Annotated in this window: 14 protein-coding genes; 12 read left to right on the top strand and 2 right to left on the bottom strand. The window is 62.3% G+C overall.

The features are described 5' to 3' along the window. Positions 1 to 170: 170 nt before the first annotated feature. Together RWK44_RS09625 and RWK44_RS09620 are read right to left on the bottom strand one after the other, a co-directional pair. A complete protein-coding gene (locus tag RWK44_RS09625) occupies positions 171 to 1,088 on the bottom strand; it encodes a response regulator transcription factor (RefSeq protein WP_017961753.1) in 918 nt (305 codons plus the stop codon). Next, the gene (locus RWK44_RS09620) at positions 1,081 to 4,467 is read right to left on the bottom strand and encodes a hybrid sensor histidine kinase/response regulator (protein WP_025395695.1); all 3,387 of its coding nucleotides are present in this window, start codon (positions 4,465 to 4,467) and stop codon (positions 1,081 to 1,083) included. Before RWK44_RS09620 ends, RWK44_RS09625 begins: the two co-directional genes overlap by 8 nt. Positions 4,468 to 4,646: 179 nt before the next feature. On the opposite strand from RWK44_RS09620, the gene RWK44_RS09615 reads away from it, so the two are divergent. From RWK44_RS09615 to RWK44_RS09560, 12 genes are all read left to right on the top strand, one after another. Then, on the top strand, positions 4,647 to 6,551 hold the full coding sequence (locus RWK44_RS09615; RefSeq protein ID WP_316028718.1) for an acid phosphatase: 1,905 nt from the start codon (positions 4,647 to 4,649) through the stop codon (positions 6,549 to 6,551). 196 nt (positions 6,552 to 6,747) lie between these two features. Further along, a complete protein-coding gene (gene urtA / locus RWK44_RS09610) occupies positions 6,748 to 8,040 on the top strand; it encodes an urea ABC transporter substrate-binding protein (RefSeq protein WP_132613830.1) in 1,293 nt (430 codons plus the stop codon). A 115-nt stretch (positions 8,041 to 8,155) separates the two neighbouring features. After that, positions 8,156 to 9,793, top strand: coding sequence for an urea ABC transporter permease subunit UrtB (urtB, locus tag RWK44_RS09605; protein ID WP_316028717.1), 1,638 nt, complete (start codon positions 8,156 to 8,158; stop codon positions 9,791 to 9,793). Continuing rightward, complete coding sequence (urtC, locus tag RWK44_RS09600) at positions 9,790 to 10,953, top strand: urea ABC transporter permease subunit UrtC (protein ID WP_316028716.1); 1,164 nt, start codon at positions 9,790 to 9,792, stop codon at positions 10,951 to 10,953. The genes urtB and urtC overlap by 4 nt, the downstream gene beginning before the upstream one ends. Positions 10,954 to 10,958: 5 nt before the next feature. After that, positions 10,959 to 11,714, top strand: coding sequence for an urea ABC transporter ATP-binding protein UrtD (urtD, locus tag RWK44_RS09595; RefSeq protein ID WP_316028749.1), 756 nt, complete (start codon positions 10,959 to 10,961; stop codon positions 11,712 to 11,714). Between the two features lie 197 nt (positions 11,715 to 11,911). Then, complete coding sequence (urtE, locus tag RWK44_RS09590; protein WP_003542323.1) at positions 11,912 to 12,607, top strand: urea ABC transporter ATP-binding subunit UrtE; 696 nt, start codon at positions 11,912 to 11,914, stop codon at positions 12,605 to 12,607. Between the two features lie 151 nt (positions 12,608 to 12,758). After that, positions 12,759 to 13,580: an urease accessory protein UreD gene (locus RWK44_RS09585; RefSeq protein WP_077979269.1), complete on the top strand. Its 822-nt coding sequence runs from the start codon at positions 12,759 to 12,761 to the stop codon at positions 13,578 to 13,580. Between the two features lie 33 nt (positions 13,581 to 13,613). Continuing rightward, positions 13,614 to 13,916 (top strand): urease subunit gamma, encoded by a 303-nt coding sequence (locus RWK44_RS09580; protein WP_003542318.1) that lies wholly within the window; start codon positions 13,614 to 13,616, stop codon positions 13,914 to 13,916. A gap of 10 nt (positions 13,917 to 13,926) precedes the next feature. Then, positions 13,927 to 14,178 (top strand): DUF1272 domain-containing protein, encoded by a 252-nt coding sequence (locus RWK44_RS09575; RefSeq protein ID WP_077979102.1) that lies wholly within the window; start codon positions 13,927 to 13,929, stop codon positions 14,176 to 14,178. Between the two features lie 10 nt (positions 14,179 to 14,188). Further along, positions 14,189 to 14,494 (top strand): urease subunit beta, encoded by a 306-nt coding sequence (locus RWK44_RS09570; protein ID WP_003542314.1) that lies wholly within the window; start codon positions 14,189 to 14,191, stop codon positions 14,492 to 14,494. Between the two features lie 22 nt (positions 14,495 to 14,516). Beyond that, positions 14,517 to 14,924 carry a lysozyme inhibitor LprI family protein gene (locus tag RWK44_RS09565; protein WP_131639738.1) on the top strand — a complete coding sequence of 136 codons (408 nt, stop codon included), beginning with the start codon at positions 14,517 to 14,519 and terminating at the stop codon, positions 14,922 to 14,924. A 16-nt stretch (positions 14,925 to 14,940) separates the two neighbouring features. Then, positions 14,941 to 15,579: a Urease operon accessory protein gene (locus RWK44_RS09560; protein ID WP_131639770.1), complete on the top strand. Its 639-nt coding sequence runs from the start codon at positions 14,941 to 14,943 to the stop codon at positions 15,577 to 15,579. Positions 15,580 to 15,583 lie beyond the last annotated feature (4 nt).

Below are 15,583 nucleotides of genomic sequence, written 5' to 3'. Positions count from 1 at the left end.
TCGCTCATCGATCGATCCACGAAGACGGCGCGTTACGGCGCCCGGCAGCTCGCTTCGGTGAAGGGGATGCTGACGGCGAAAAATGGTACGATCCGGCGCTTCGGCGAATGGAGACCGTCATGGTCCCGCGGCATCTCGGCAGCGCCACGGAGCTAGCCTCCATCACCCTCTTACATCTCGTACAGCACGTGCGTGGCTTTCACGGCGGCCGAGGCGCGGTTCTCGACGCCGAGCTTCACGTAAATCTGTTCGAGGTGTTTGTTCACCGTCCGCGCCGACAGTCCCAATATTTCGCCGATGTCGCGGTTGGCCTTGCCCTTGGCGATCCAGAGCAGCACTTCGGATTCGCGCTGGGTGAGCGAGAAGCGCTGGCGCAGCACCTCGTCGTCGCTGCGCTGACTGGCGGCGGTGAGGCGGAAGAGATATTCGTCAGGGCCGATTGCGCCGAGGAAGGCGAGCTGCAACGCTGCCTGGCCGGCATGGGCGATCGAGATGATGCCGTCGCGCACTGCGGCGACGCGGTCGCGCATCCAGCCGGCGATATGGCGGACGACGATTTCCATGCCGTCGTCGCTGCCCATGGCGGCATTGACCAGCCGTGTCGCTTGCGGCGTTGACCAGTGGATGGCGCCGTCGCCCTTGACTGCCAGCAGATGACGGCCGGCTGCGTCCAGGGCGATGCGGGCGCTTTGGGCCGAGCGAGCGTTGCGCAGATGGACGCGGATGCGGGCGCGCAGTTCATCGATGTTGATCGGTTTGCTGAGATAATCGACGCCGCCGGATTCCAGCGCGTGCACGACATGCTCGGTCTCGGTCAGGCCGGTCATGAAGACGACAGGCACCTGCGCTACAGCAGCATTCGCCTTCAGCCGGCGGCAGGTCTCGAAGCCATCCATACCCGGCATCACCGCGTCGAGCAGGATAAGATCGGGCGTGATGCGCTCGACGATACCAAGTGCCGCCGTGCCTGATGTGGCGATCAGCACGGAGAAGCCGGATTGTTCGAGCGCGTCGGTCATGAAGCCGAGGGCTTCGGCGGAGTCGTCGACGAGCAGAACGATGTCGCGGGGGAGGGCCGGCTCAGCCAATGGATTCCACCTTTTCGTCGAAGTCGTGCAGGAAGGTCATGAAGCCGGCGAGATCGAAGGCGGCGACATAGGCGCGAAGTTCCTCCGTGAATGGCTGATTTGCCTCCACCTTGGCAAGGTCTGAAAGCTTGGCTTCAATGCCTCTGATATAGCCGATCTCGCCGAGCCGCAGCAATTCCTGCACATGGGCAGCACCTGGGCTCAGCATCGGCGCTTCGATCTTGACAGGAACGGCTGGCGTGGCATCGGCATAGATCCATGTCAGGCCGAGATGCAGGGCGAGCTTGTCGCGCAGTTGGCGGATGTCGACCGGCTTGCCGATCGCATCATTGTGGCTGTCGTCGCTGTCGCTGAGAACGGCCGCATCACCGATATTGGCCGACAGCATCAGCACCGGCGCCGTCTGGCCGGCCTCACGCAGACGCGAGACGAGCTGCCAGCCGTTCATGCCGGGCATCAGGATATCGACGAGGAAGAGGTCCGGCATGATGCCCTCGATCAGCGTCAGGCATTCGCCGCCGCCTGCCGCCGTCAGCACGATGAAATCGAGCGGCGCCAGGATCTCGCGCATCATCTCGCGGTGGTCCTCGTTATCGTCGACGACGACGACCGTGCGGCGCGGGCCGTCATAACCGACAATGCGCTTCTCCTGCGGCGCTGTGGCCACGGCGCGCATGACGGCGGACAGCATCAGCCGGACGCGGAAGGTCGAGCCTTCGTCCTTCACGCTTGCAACCGAGATCTCGCCTCCAAGCGTATTGGTCAGAAGCCGGGTGATGGTGAGGCCGAGGCCGAGCCCCGGCATCGGCCGCACGCTTTCGGCCTCGCCGCGCTGGAAGGGTTCGTAAATACGGGGCAGGTCTTTCTCCGTGATGCCGCGGCCGGTATCGGCAACGGCGAAGGTCGCGACCTGGCTGCGATAGCCGACGTCGAAGGTGACGCTGCCTTCGTCGGTGAACTTGATGGCATTGGAGAGCAGGTTGACCAGGATCTGGCGCAGGCGCTTTTCGTCGGTGCGGACGAATTGCGGCAAGGCCGGCGCGCGCTCATGGATGAAGGCAAGCCCCTTTGCCTGCGCCTGCGGGCGGAACATATCGACGATCTGGTCGAGGAAATCCTGGATGTTGATCTCGTTGGAATAGACCTGCAGGCGGCCGGCCTCGATCTTGGAAATATCGAGCAGGCCGTCGATCAGCCCGGAGAGGTGTTCGGCGCTGCGGCGGATGACCTTGATCGAGGATTGGCGCGGCGCCGGGATGGTCTCGTCGCGTTCGAGGATCTGGGCGTAGCCGAGCACGGCGTTCAGCGGCGTGCGTAATTCATGGCTGAGCCCGACGACGTAGCGGCTCTTGGCGCGGTTGGCGGCCTCGGCTGTTTCCTTGGCGTTCTGCAAGGCGGCGTCGGTCTTTTTGTGGGCGGCGATTTCCTTGAGCAGCAGCGTGTTCTGGCGTGATGATTCCTCCTCGGCAACGACGCGGCTGTCATGGGCGAGCACATAGAACCAGCAGACGACGCCTGAGATCACCGAGAAGACGAAGAAGACGATGAGGATGGTGCGATTGACGACCTCACCCGTCTCGGGCGAGGCAGAGGCGACCTGATGGGCGATCATCGCCAGGATTGCACCGATGGCGGTCAATGCCAGCACGACGGCGATGCCGTAGCGGCCAAGGCGCGTCGTCAGCTTCCCCAGAATGGCTTCCGGCAGCAGCGCCTTGGCGACGGTGCCGACCTGCGCGTTGAAACGGGCGGCCGGCTTGCACATGTCGTGGCAGCGGCTGTCGAGCGAGCAGCAGAGCGAGCAGATCGGCGCGGCGTAGGCCGGGCACCAGGCCATATCCTCCGGCTCGAAGGGATGCTCGCAGACCGAGCAGGTGATGTTCGTCAGGTTCTTCCAGCTCTGGCGCGGCTTGCGGGCGAGATAGAACTTGCCTTTCGTTGCCCAGGCGATGACAGGCGAGGCGACCAGCGCGATGACGAGGGTGATATAGGGCGCGAGCGAGGCGGCGATCTCGCCAAAGGCGCCGAAATGGGCAATCAGCGACACCGTCGCCGACAGCGTCATGGCGCCAAGGCCGACCGGGTTGATGTCGTAGAGGTGGGCGCGCTTGAACTCGATGCCGGGGGGAGCCAGCCCCAGCGGCTTGTTGATGAAGAGATCGGCGGAGATCGTGCAGAGCCAGGCCATGGCGATGATCGAGAAGATGCCGAGCGTCTCCTCCAGCAGCCGGTAGATGCCGAGTTCCATCAAAAGCAGGGCGATCGCCACGTTGAACACCAGCCAGATGACGCGGCCGGGATGGCTGTGGGTCAGCCGCGAGAAGAAGTTCGACCAGGCGAGCGAACCGGCATAGGCGTTCATCACGTTGATCTTCAGCTGCGAGACGACGACGAAGGCGGCCATCAACAGCAACGCGCCATTATGCCAGGGGACCATGTAGCCGAAGGCGGTCAGATACATCTGCGCCGGGTCGGCAGCGCGATCGAGGGGGACGCCCGAGGTGAAGGTCAGCACGACCAGGAAGGAGCCGGCAAGCAACTTCGGCGCGCCGATGATGACCCAGCCGGGCCCGGCGAGAAAGATCGCCAGGCGGTGGCGCCACTTGCGCTGCGGGTCCGGCGGCAGGAAGCGCAGGAAGTCGGCCTGTTCGCCGATCTGCGACATCAGCGCCAGGATGACGGCGGAGGCCGCGCCGAACTCCACCAAATCGAATTCGGCGATGGTGCCGGGTGGGCCGGAGGCATGGCGGATGCCGGCAAAGGCGCGCCAGAGATCGAATTTTTCCCAGTCCAGCAGGGCGATGAAGATGAAGGGCAGGATATTCAGCACGATCCAGAAGGGCTGGGTCATCAGCTGGAACTTGCTGATCAGCCGTACGCCGTGCGTTACCAGGGGGATCACCATGACGGCGCTGATGATGTAGCCGATCCAGAGCGGGATGCCGAGGGTGAGCTCCAAGGCCCCGGACATGATCGAAGCCTCGATGGCAAACAGCATGAAGGTGAAGCTCGCATAAATCAGCGAGGTGATGGTCGAGCCGATATAGCCGAAGCCCGCGCCGCGCGTCAGCAGATCGATGTCGACGCCGTGGCGAATGGCGTAGCGGCTGATCGGCAGGCCGATCGCCAGCATCGCGATCGAGGCGACGATAATGGCGTAAAAGGCGTTGGTGGTGCCGTAGGAGAGGGTGATTGCGCCGCCGATCGCCTCCAGCGCCAGGAAGGAGATTGCGCCGATCGCCGTCTGTGAGATGCGCTGCGAGGAGAAATGGCGAGCGCTCTTGGCAGTGAAGCGCAGCGCGTAATCTTCCAGCGTCTGGTTGGCGACCCAGCGATTGTATTCGCGTCTTACCGGAATGATGCGTTGGCGCGCTGCCATGTCTTCCTTTCCGGCATTCCGGTTGGGCTCATCGTCTCTCCGGCAGTTTTGGCGGGATGGTTGGGAAAGGCAAGAGGCAGGCACCGACTGGTTCACAGAATGGCAATATTTTTGCAATTGATCTGTCACATGAGAGCTCTAACTCTCCCGGCGTTCGTTCAACCATTTCGGGTATCACCATGTCTGTTTTAAGCCTTTGCCGCCTGGGCACCGCCCTCGTCTGCCTCCTTTCGATCGTGCCATCGCTTGCCAGCGCCGAGCAGTCCACGGCGGCGAAAGCGCCTTATGCGCAGGCCGGAAAGACCAACAAACGCGGTGACGCCTGCTTCTCGACGGCGGACACCAACGCGGCCGTTCACCTTCTCTCCGGCTTCCTCGAAATCTGGACCCCGCGCACGCCTTTCGTCGATGCGGGTGTCGAAGCCCCGGCCAAGGACAATTGCCCGGCGGTCGCCAGGACGGATTGGGATGGTATTCCCGCCAGCAAGACCGACGGCCATATCGTCAACCAGGCCGTCCATGACGCCAACATTGCCTATGTCGTCAATGCGACGCGGGCGCGGACGGCCGACCAGGCGGTCGCCGCCTATCTCGATGATCGGCGCGGCAAGAATGCCAGCATCGTCGATGGCCTCGGTCCGCTGACGGCTGCCTGGAAGGCCGGATCGAAGCAGACCACCACGATCACCGCGGTGGCGGCCGACGCGACGACGGTCAAATATGACGACAAGGGCAATAATCGCGGTGCCGGCAGCAAGCCGGACACGGAAAACAAGACCGATGCCAATCCCGAGATGGGCCTTGCAATCGACTTCATCAACGCCGCAAGCGGTGACGGCTCGACGGAACCTGCCAAGCGCTACTTCAAATACGCCCGTCCCTACCGCTGGAGCCAGGACGTATCGGTCGTCCCGACGCTGGAGCCGGCCAAGAGCGGTAAGGCGGCGGAGGACGGCGGTTTCCCGAGCGGGCATACGGCGGAAGCCTGGCGGGATGGGCTCGCCATGGCCTATCTCGTGCCGCAGCGCTTTCAGGAAATGATCACGCGCGCCAGCGAGTTGGGTGAAGACCGCATCCTCGCCGGCATGCATTCTCCTCTCGACGTGATGAGCGGCCGCATGCTCGGCACGGCTACGGTCGTCTACAACCTGAACAAGGCCGAGAATGCGGCGCTGAAGAGCGATGCTTACGCCCAAGTGCAGGCATGGCTCGTCGCCACATCCGGCGTTGCGGATGCGGGCGCGCTCGAGGTTGCCGCCCATGCGGCACCGCTGGCTGCAGACCGTTTCGCCGATCATGACGCCAATCGCGCTTACGTGCTGCAGCGCCTGAGCTACGGCCTGCCAACGATTCATGCGACCGATCAGCCGGCGCGTGTGCCGCAGGGCGCCGAAGCGCTTCTCGAAACGCGTCTGCCCTATCTGGACGGCGTGCAGCGCCGCGACGTGCTGAAAACGACGGAGATCGCCTCAGGCTACCCGCTCCTCGACGATGCGGAAGGTTACGGTCGTCTCAACCTGTTTGCAGCCGCCGACGGGTACGGCGCGTTCGAACAGGACGTAACGGTGACGATGGACGCGGCAAAGGGCGGTTTCAATGCGATCGATACATGGCGGAACGACATCACCGGCAAGGGCAGGCTGGTAAAGCGCGGCGAAGGCATCCTCGGGCTATCGGGCGCGAACAGCTATGCCGGCGGCACCGTGCTGGAAGAGGGCGCGCTGGTGGCCCTGTCGCCGTCGGCCTTCGGTCTTGGCGGGCTGAGGGTTAACGGTGGTTCGCTCGTTCTGGCGACCGACAGGCGGCTGACCGTGAGCGGCGATTATCAGCAGCTCGCCAATGCCGCGGCGAAGCCGGCGCTCGGCGCGAACGGCGGAGGCACGCTGGTCGTCGAGGGCAAGGCGGCGCTTGCCGGCGACCTTAACGTGACGTTTGTCGATGGCTATGTCCTGACGCCCGGAACCAAGATCGAAATCCTGAAGGCGAGTGCCGTGACCGGCACCTTCGGCAAGTTCACCGTCTCCGGCCACAAGGCGAGCCTCTCCTACGGCCCGACATCAGTCACCTTGACGATCGACGGATAATTCCTCCGAGAAAATCGACAGGGCATCTCCCGCGGTGGGGGATGCCACCTTTCTCCCGGCCTGCTGCCTGTTTGACCCCCGCGCCTACGTCAATCGACGTATGTGTTTTCGCGCTGCAGCACCCGATAGTTCTTTAAGCAACAGTTAATCTCCGTTTCCGGTCTGTTGCGGAACAAGAAGAGGGGAGTTCAACCAGATGAAGCTCAAATCCACTATTACGGGCGCAGCGCTCGGCGCCGTCATGGCGGCGTCGGCCGCCTTTAGCGGTGCAGTTGCCGCCGATGACACGATCAAGGTCGGCATTCTGCACTCGCTCTCCGGCACCATGGCCATCTCCGAGACCACGCTCAAGGACGCCATGCTGATGCTCATCGACGAGCAGAACAAGAAGGGCGGCCTTCTCGGCAAGAAGCTTGAGGCCGTCGTCGTCGACCCGGCTTCCGACTGGCCGCTGTTTGCCGAAAAGGCACGTGAGCTGATCCAGAAGGACAAGGTTGCCGCCGTCTTCGGTTGCTGGACGTCCTCGTCGCGCAAGTCCGTTCTGCCGGTTTTCGAAGAGACCAACTCGATCCTCTTCTACCCGGTCCAGTATGAAGGCGAAGAGTCCTCGCGCAACATCTTCTACACCGGCGCTGCTCCGAACCAGCAGGCCATTCCTGCTGTCGACTACCTGATGGAAAAAGAAGGCGTCAAGCGCTTCGTTCTCGAAGGTACGGACTACGTCTATCCGCGCACGACCAACAAGATTCTCGAGGCATACCTGATTTCGAAGGGTATTCCGAAAGAAGACATCATGACCAACTACACGCCGTTCGGCTTCTCCGACTGGCAGACCGAAGTTTCCAAGATCAAGGAATTCGGTTCGGCCGGCAAGAAGACCGCCGTCGTCTCTACGATCAACGGCGATGCCAACGTTCCGTTCTACAAGGAACTGGGCAACAAGGGCATCAAGGCAACCGACATCCCCGTCGTCGCCTTCTCGGTCGGCGAAGAAGAGCTTGCCGGCCTCGACACCAAGCCGCTCGTCGGCCATCTCGCTGCCTGGAACTACTTCGAATCGGTCGAAAGCTCGGCCAACAAGAAGTTCATCAAGGACTGGCACGCTTTCACCAAGAACGACAAGCGCGTGACGAACGACCCGATGGAAGCTGCGTATATCGGCTTCAACGCATGGGTTAAGGCCGTCCAGGCTGCCGGCACGACCGATACCGACAAGGTTCTCGACACCATTATCGGCGTCAGCGTTCCGAACCTCTCGGGCGGCTATGCGACCGTCATGCCGAACCACCACATCACCAAGCCGGTGCTGATCGGTGAAATCCAGGCCGACGGCCAGTTCGAAATCGTCCAGCAGACACCTGCCGTCGTCGGCGACGAATGGTCAGATTTTCTGCCTGACTCCAAGGATCTGATCTCCGATTGGCGCAAGCCGATGTCCTGCGGCAACTTCAACGTCGCTACGGGCAAGTGCGGTGGCAAGGGCTCCTGAGTACGACCCCGATCCGATGATTGCATGAAGGATTCCGTCCGGGTTTGATCCCGGGCGGAAGCTCCGTCCCAGCGATTGCGCCGCGAGGCCAACACTATCAAGGGCGAGAAAGCCGATGTATCGCGCCATAAAGATTTTCCTCATCACGGTTTGCCTGGCATTTTCGGGCCTGACATTTTCGGGCGTGATGATCTCGAGCGAAGTCCAGGCTCAGGACGATATCCACGTGCTCATCGACGCGCTCGGCATCGGCGATTTCCCGGAACGCGAAGTGGCCATCAAGGCGCTGGTTGCTTCCAAGGATCCGCATGTCAGCCAGATCCTGCAGCAGTTGAGCGACGGTCTTCTCTACGTCAATTCCGATGGCGGCCCGGTTCTCCTCCAGGGCGGTACCGATGACGAACCGACCTATTCCGATCCGATCACCGGCGAAGCCGCTGCCGATGTCGATCCGGACCTGATGACGAAGGTCAAGATCAACAACGCGCTTCGCGGCGTCATCGGCGCCGCCACCAGCCAGTTGACGCTGATGAGCCCGGATCGTTCCGCGCGGCTTGCCGCGGCGCAGGGCCTCCTGAAAGATGCCGATCCCGCCAATCTCGACCTGCTGAACACGGCGCTTGCGGCCGAAAAGGACGCTGAGATCAAGAATACGATGGAAGCGGCACGCGCAGTGCTGCTGCTCAAGACGGATGCGAGCGTCGAAGACAAGAAGGCTGCGATCGATACGATCGCGGCGCGCGGCAATCGCGATGCGCTGACCATCCTCACGACCACACTCGAAACCGCGCCTGACGACCTGAAGCCGGCGATCCAGGCGGATATCAGCTCCATCAATCGCAGCCTGGCGCTATGGGATATCGTCCAGAACATCTGGTACGGATTGTCTCTCGGCTCGGTGCTGCTGCTTGCTGCGATCGGCCTTGCCATCACCTTCGGCGTCATGGGCGTCATCAACATGGCGCATGGCGAAATGGTGATGATCGGCGCCTACACCACCTATGTGGTGCAAGAGTACATCACCTCCGCCTTTCCTGAACTTGCCGATTATTCGCTGGCCTTTGCCGTGCCTGCGGCCTTCGTCTTTACCGGCTTCGTCGGTCTGGTGATCGAGCGCGCCGTCATCCGCTATCTCTACGGCCGGCCGCTCGAAACGCTGCTCGCCACCTGGGGCGTGTCGCTCATCCTGCAGCAGGCGGTGCGCAGCAGCTTCGGCCCGACCAACCGCGAGGTCCGCAATCCGACCTGGATGTCCGGCGTCTTCGATCTCGGCGGGCTCTCCATCACCTGGAACCGACTGTGGATCATCGTCTTTTCGATGGTGGTCTTTGTGGCGCTGCTCCTGCTGCTCAAACGGTCCGCCTTCGGCCTGCAGATGCGTGCCGTTACGCAGAACCGGCGCATGGCGTCGTCGATGGGCATCCGCACCGGCTGGGTCGATGCCTTCACCTTCGCGCTCGGCTCGGGCATTGCCGGCATCGCCGGCGTGGCGCTCAGCCAGATCGACAATGTCTCGCCGAACCTCGGTCAATCCTACATCATCGACAGCTTCATGGTCGTCGTCTTCGGCGGTGTCGGCAATCTCTGGGGCACGCTGGTCGGTGCACTCTCGCTCGGCGTCGTCAACAAGTTCCTCGAGCCCTTCGCCGGCGCCGTGCTCGGCAAGATCCTGGTGCTCGTCCTCATCATTCTCTTCATCCAGAAGCGTCCCCGCGGGCTCTTCGCACTCAAAGGAAGGGCGGTGGAAGCATGATAACGGCCTTCCTTCTCCGATCACTCGATCGCAAGATCGTCATTGCCACCGCCCTCCTGCTTCTGGTCGCCGTCCTTGTGCCGGTCCTGAACCTGATGACGGGGCCGAGCAATCCGCTGCACGTGCCGACTTATATCATGTCGCTGTTCGGCAAGTATCTGACCTATGCGCTGCTGGCGCTGGCGCTTGATCTCGTCTGGGGCTTCTGCGGCATCCTCTCCCTCGGCCACGGTGCCTTCTTTGCGCTCGGCGGCTATGCGATGGGCATGTATCTGATGCGCCAGATCGGCACGCGCGGCAGCTACGGAGACCCTGTTCTGCCCGACTTCATGGTGTTCCTGAACTGGAAGGATCTGCCCTGGTTCTGGTACGGCTTCAACCATTTCTGGTTTGCGGCGCTGATGGTGCTCGTCGTGCCCGGCCTGCTAGCCTTCGTCTTCGGCTGGTTTGCTTTCCGCTCACGCGTCAACGGCGTCTATCTCTCGATCATCACCCAGGCGATGACCTACGCGCTGCTGCTGGCCTTCTTCCGCAACGACATGGGCTTCGGCGGCAATAACGGCCTTACCGACTTCAAGGACATTATCGGTTTCAACGTCCAGGCTGACGGCACGCGTGCAGTCCTCTTTGCGGCAACTGCGATCTTCCTGGCGCTGTCGCTGCTGCTCGCCTCGGCGATCGTGCGCTCAAAGTTCGGCAAGGTGCTGGTCGGCGTGCGCGATGCTGAAAGCCGCACGCGCTTCCTCGGTTACCGCGTCGAGCACTTCAAGCTCTTCACCTTCGTCGTCTCGGCGATGATGGCCGGTATTGCCGGTGCGCTCTACGTGCCGCAGGTCGGCATTATCAATCCCGGCGAATTCGCGCCTGCCAATTCGATCGAAGTCGTCATCTGGACGGCGGTGGGCGGGCGGGCGACGCTGATCGGCCCGATCATCGGCGCGATCCTCGTCAACGGCGGCAAAACGATCTTCACCGGCCTCTTCCCGGAGTTCTGGCTGTTTGCGCTCGGCGGCCTCTTCGTTGCCGTCACGCTGTTCCTGCCCAAGGGTGTCGTCGGCACGATCGCCCAATATCTCGGAAAGCGGAAGAAGGTCTCCAATTCTGCTCCGCCGGCGGTGCAGGAAGATGGCATCGAGCCGAAAATACAGGCAGCGGAGTGAGCACTATGATCCCCGACGTCAAACCCAACAGCGTGCTTTATCTGAACGGCGTCTCGGTTTCCTTCGATGGCTTCAAGGCGCTGAATTCGCTGTCGATCGTCATCGAACCCGGCGAGCTGCGCGCCATCATCGGCCCCAACGGCGCCGGCAAGACGACGATGATGGATATCATCACCGGCAAGACCAGGCCCGATGAGGGTGAGGTGTTCTTCAACGGCACGATCGATCTTACCAAGAAGGACGAGGCCGATATCGCCCAGCTCGGCATCGGCCGCAAGTTCCAGAAGCCGACAGTCTTCGAAAGCCATACGGTGTGGGACAATCTGGAGCTGGCGCTGAACCGCCGTCGTAGCGTGTTCTCGACACTGTTCTACCGGCTTTCGGGCGAGGACAAGACGCGCATCGACGAGATCCTCGAAACGGTGCGGCTGACGCATCGCCGCGACGAATTCGCCGCCAATCTCTCGCACGGGCAGAAGCAATGGCTGGAGATCGGCATGCTGCTGGCGCAGGAGCCGAAGCTCCTGCTCGTCGACGAGCCGGTGGCCGGCATGACGGATGCGGAGACGGCGGAAACTGCGATCCTGCTCAAGGATATCGCCAAAACCCGGTCTGTCGTCGTCGTCGAACATGACATGGGCTTCATCCGAGACCTCGGCGTCAAGGTGACCTGCCTTGCTGAGGGATCGGTGCTGGCCGAAGGGTCGATCGATTTTGTGAGTTCGGATCCGAAGGTCATCGAGAACTATTTGGGGCGGTGAGCGTCGCGTTTGCCGGATGCCCCTCACCCTCACCCTTTCCCCGTAAACGGGGCGAGGGGACGTGCCATGCGAGAGGTGGACGAGGGACGGACAGGTCGCGGCATATTCCCTTCTCCCCGCAAGCGGGGAGAAGGTGGCGGCAGCCGGATGAGGGGCAGCGGCCTGCTCCGACAGCAGTTTGATTTAAAGGGAAACCGATGCTGACAGTCGAAAACGCAAACCTCCACTACGGCGCCGCTCAGGCGCTGCGCGGCATCTCGATCAAAGCGGAGATGGGCAAGATCACCTGCGTGCTGGGGCGTAACGGCGTGGGGAAGAGTTCTCTTCTGCGCGCCGTTACCGGCCAGCATCCGCTGTCGGCCGGTACCGTCACCTTCAACGATACCAAGCTCAACGGCTTGCCGCCCTTTGCCCGCGCCAAGCAGGGCATCGGCTATGTGCCGCAGGGGCGCGAAATCTTCCCGCTGCTCACCGTCAAGGAAAATCTCGAAACCGGCTTTGCTCCGCTTGGCCGCCGCGACCGCAACATCCCCGATGACATCTTCAGTCTCTTCCCGGTGCTGAAGTCGATGTTGTCACGTCGCGGCGGCGATCTTTCTGGCGGGCAGCAGCAGCAGCTGGCGATCGGGCGCGCCATGGTGACACGGCCGAGGATTCTCGTGCTCGACGAGCCGACCGAGGGCATTCAGCCATCGATCATCAAGGATATCGGCCGGGCGATCCGCTATCTGCGCGACTCTACAGGCATGGCGATCCTGCTCGTCGAGCAATATCTCGATTTCTGCCGCGAGCTTGCCGACTATGTCTACATCATGGATCGCGGCGAAATCGTGCATGAAGGGCTTGCCGAGACGTTGGATACGCCGGAGGCCCGCCGCCACCTGACTGTCTGACCGGCAGATGCCGCATTTTGCAGCAGAGGGCGCGGCGCCTGGGAAACCTTCCGCCGCCGGCAAAGGTCTGCTCGGGGCGGCATAGGAATTGCTTGCTTTCTGCTATCCGCGCGCTTGAATGAAAACCAGGGGCGCGGCCGAAAGGGACGATATGACGATCGCGGCGGCAGGCACGAGACCGCAAAGAGCGGAAGGGCGCGGGCATCTGGCGGCAAAGCTGTTCGATGGCCGCACGCGCATCCGTGAACTCTATCAGGAGGGGGCGGCGAAAATCCGCCTGCCCGATACCTTCGACGCCTCCATGGAAGCCGTCATCATCAATACTGCTGGCGGTTTGACGGGCGGCGATCGGATGGATTGGAGCGTGGATGCCGGCCCCGGCACGCGCATCGACGTCACCACTCAGGCTTGCGAGAAGATCTACAAGGCATCGGCCGGCATCGCCGAGGTGGCGACCAGCATCAAGGTCGGAGCCCAAGCCCGCGTCGACTGGCTGCCGCAGGAAACGATCCTCTTCGACCGGGCCGCACTTTTCCGCCGGCTGGATGTCGATCTTGACGAGAGCGCCGAATTTCTGGCCGTCGAAGCCGTGCTGCTCGGCCGCAAGGCGATGGGTGAGGCGGTGGTATCGGGGCTGTTCCGCGATCGCTGGCGGATCCGCCGCTCGGGTCAACTGATCCACGCCGAAGAACTCAGGCTTTCCGAAGGTGTGGCGGCACTGGCGGCGCGGCAGGCCGTGCTCGGCGGACAGGTGGCCTTTGCGACGTTGCTTTATGCCGGGCCGCTTTCAGAAGCCTATCTTAGCAAAGTCCGGCCGCTGGTCGAAGGATCGATGGGCGGTGCGAGCGCTTGGAATGGCAAGCTCGTCGTTCGCCTAGCAGCGGCCGACGGCTTCTCGCTCAGAAAAATCCTGATCCCCGTCATTTCCGCCTTGCGCAATGGTGCGCCTGTGCCGAAAGTCTGGAATCTATGAACGTAAGCATTCGGTCAAGCAGATGGACAAGCGATGAACCTCACTCCGAGAGAAAAAGACAAGCTGTTGATTTCGATGGCGGCGATGGTGGCGCGGCGGCGACTGGAGCGCGGCGTCAAGTTGAATTACCCCGAAGCGATCGCGCTGATCAGCGACTTCGTCGTCGAAGGCGCCCGCGATGGCCGCCCGGTTGCCGAGCTGATGGAAGCTGGCGCCCATGTGATCGGCCGCTCCCAGGTGATGGAGGGCATTGCCGAGATGATCCATGACGTGCAGGTGGAGGCAACGTTCCCGGATGGAACCAAGCTCGTCACCGTGCACGAGCCGATCCGGTGAGGAGATAGGGATGCTCGAGCTCAGGCCCAATTGCGAATGCTGCGACAAGGATCTGCCGCCTGATAGCACTGAGGCACGGATCTGCACCTATGAATGTACCTTCTGTGCCGATTGCGTGGACGGCGTGTTGAAGGGTGTCTGCCCGAACTGCGGCGGCAATCTCGTCGCGAGGCCCATTCGGCCGGCGGCGATGCTTGTCAAAAATCCAGCGTCGACGAAGCGTGTGCTGAAAGCTGAGGGCTGCGCGCCCAAGGCGGCTTAAGGAGGACGAGATGATTCCAGGCGAAATCATTGCCGCAAGCGGCGACATCGAACTGAATGCCGGCGCGCCGACGGTGACGCTGGAGGTTTCCAATACAGGCGATCGGCCGGTGCAGGTCGGCAGCCACTATCATTTCGCCGAGACCAATGCGGGACTTTCCTTCGATCGCGCGGCGGCGCATGGCAAGCGGCTCGATATTCCGGCAGGGACGGCGGTGCGCTTCGAGCCGGGGCAGACGCGCTCGGTGACGCTGATCCCGCTTTCCGGCAAGCGCGAGGTTTACGGCTTCCGGCAGCTGGTGATGGGCAAGCTTTAAGAACAATAATCTGGAGGAATGCATGCGCTTGAATATCTGCCTCGTCGGGGCGGCGATGCTGCTGACGGCAGGTGCTGCCTCTGCTGAGGATATCGATTGCAACAGTCCCAAGACGCAATCGGACATGACGTCTTGCGAGGCGGCGCGTCATGAGGCCGCCGACAAGGCTTTGAATGCGCAATACAAGAAGACCCGCGCCGTCTTGGCAGCGATCGACAAGGACCTGGATGGCGACATGAAGGGCGCGGAGCAGGCGCTGGTCAAGGCGCAGCGCGCCTGGATCGATTATCGCGATGCCGAATGCGACGCCTTCGGCTTTCAGGCCCGCGGCGGCACGATGGAGCCGATGCTGGTTGCCGGATGCCTCGCCAACATTACGGATAAACGCACGAAAGAGCTGAAAGAGCTCGAAGATATGATGAGCAACTAGGGTGATCAGGAAGATCATGATCGTCGGCAATGGCGACATCGGAGAGGCAGAGGCTGGTGTCATCGATGCCGCCGATTTCGTCATCCGCTTCAATGACTGCCGCTCCTATGGGGCCGGCGGCAGCCGCACGGATGCCGTTGCGGTCTGCAACACCGGCAGGCCGGCAAAGGCGATGCTTGGTTCGCGTGAGTGGCGCGCCCATCCGGGCGTCGTGTCGGCCGGCGAAATCTGGAGCGTGCGCGACCCGGAAAAATTCGCCGCGATGCGGGCGCCGCTTGCCGTCTCGCATCCGGAACTCGACGATTTCTGCGACGACTATACCGCTGAGTTCAGCGCCTTCTGCGCAGACACCGGCAAGACGCACGTCATCATCGACAAGTCGATTCACGATGCCGTCGATGCAGCGATTTCGGCTTTTGATCCTCAGCCATACGTGGTGCCGAGCAGCGGCATGATCGTGATCGGCGAGGTGCTGGAGAGACGTGACGAGGCCGAGGTGACGCTCGCTGGCTTCGGCCATGTCGGCTGGGAATGGCATCCGTTCGCCGCCGAGCGGCAGCTGGTGGACCGGTATATCGACGAGGGGCGGCTTCGGCGGCTTGGGACAAACATTGCGGCATCCGGCAAAACGCCTTACATTTTGAACAAAAGGTAAGGAG

Origin of the sequence: Rhizobium sp. 25PS6 (genome assembly GCF_032464655.1) — a bacterium.
GTDB lineage: Bacteria > Pseudomonadota > Alphaproteobacteria > Rhizobiales > Rhizobiaceae > Rhizobium > Rhizobium laguerreae.
This window is presented reverse-complemented; position numbering and strand designations above follow the sequence as displayed.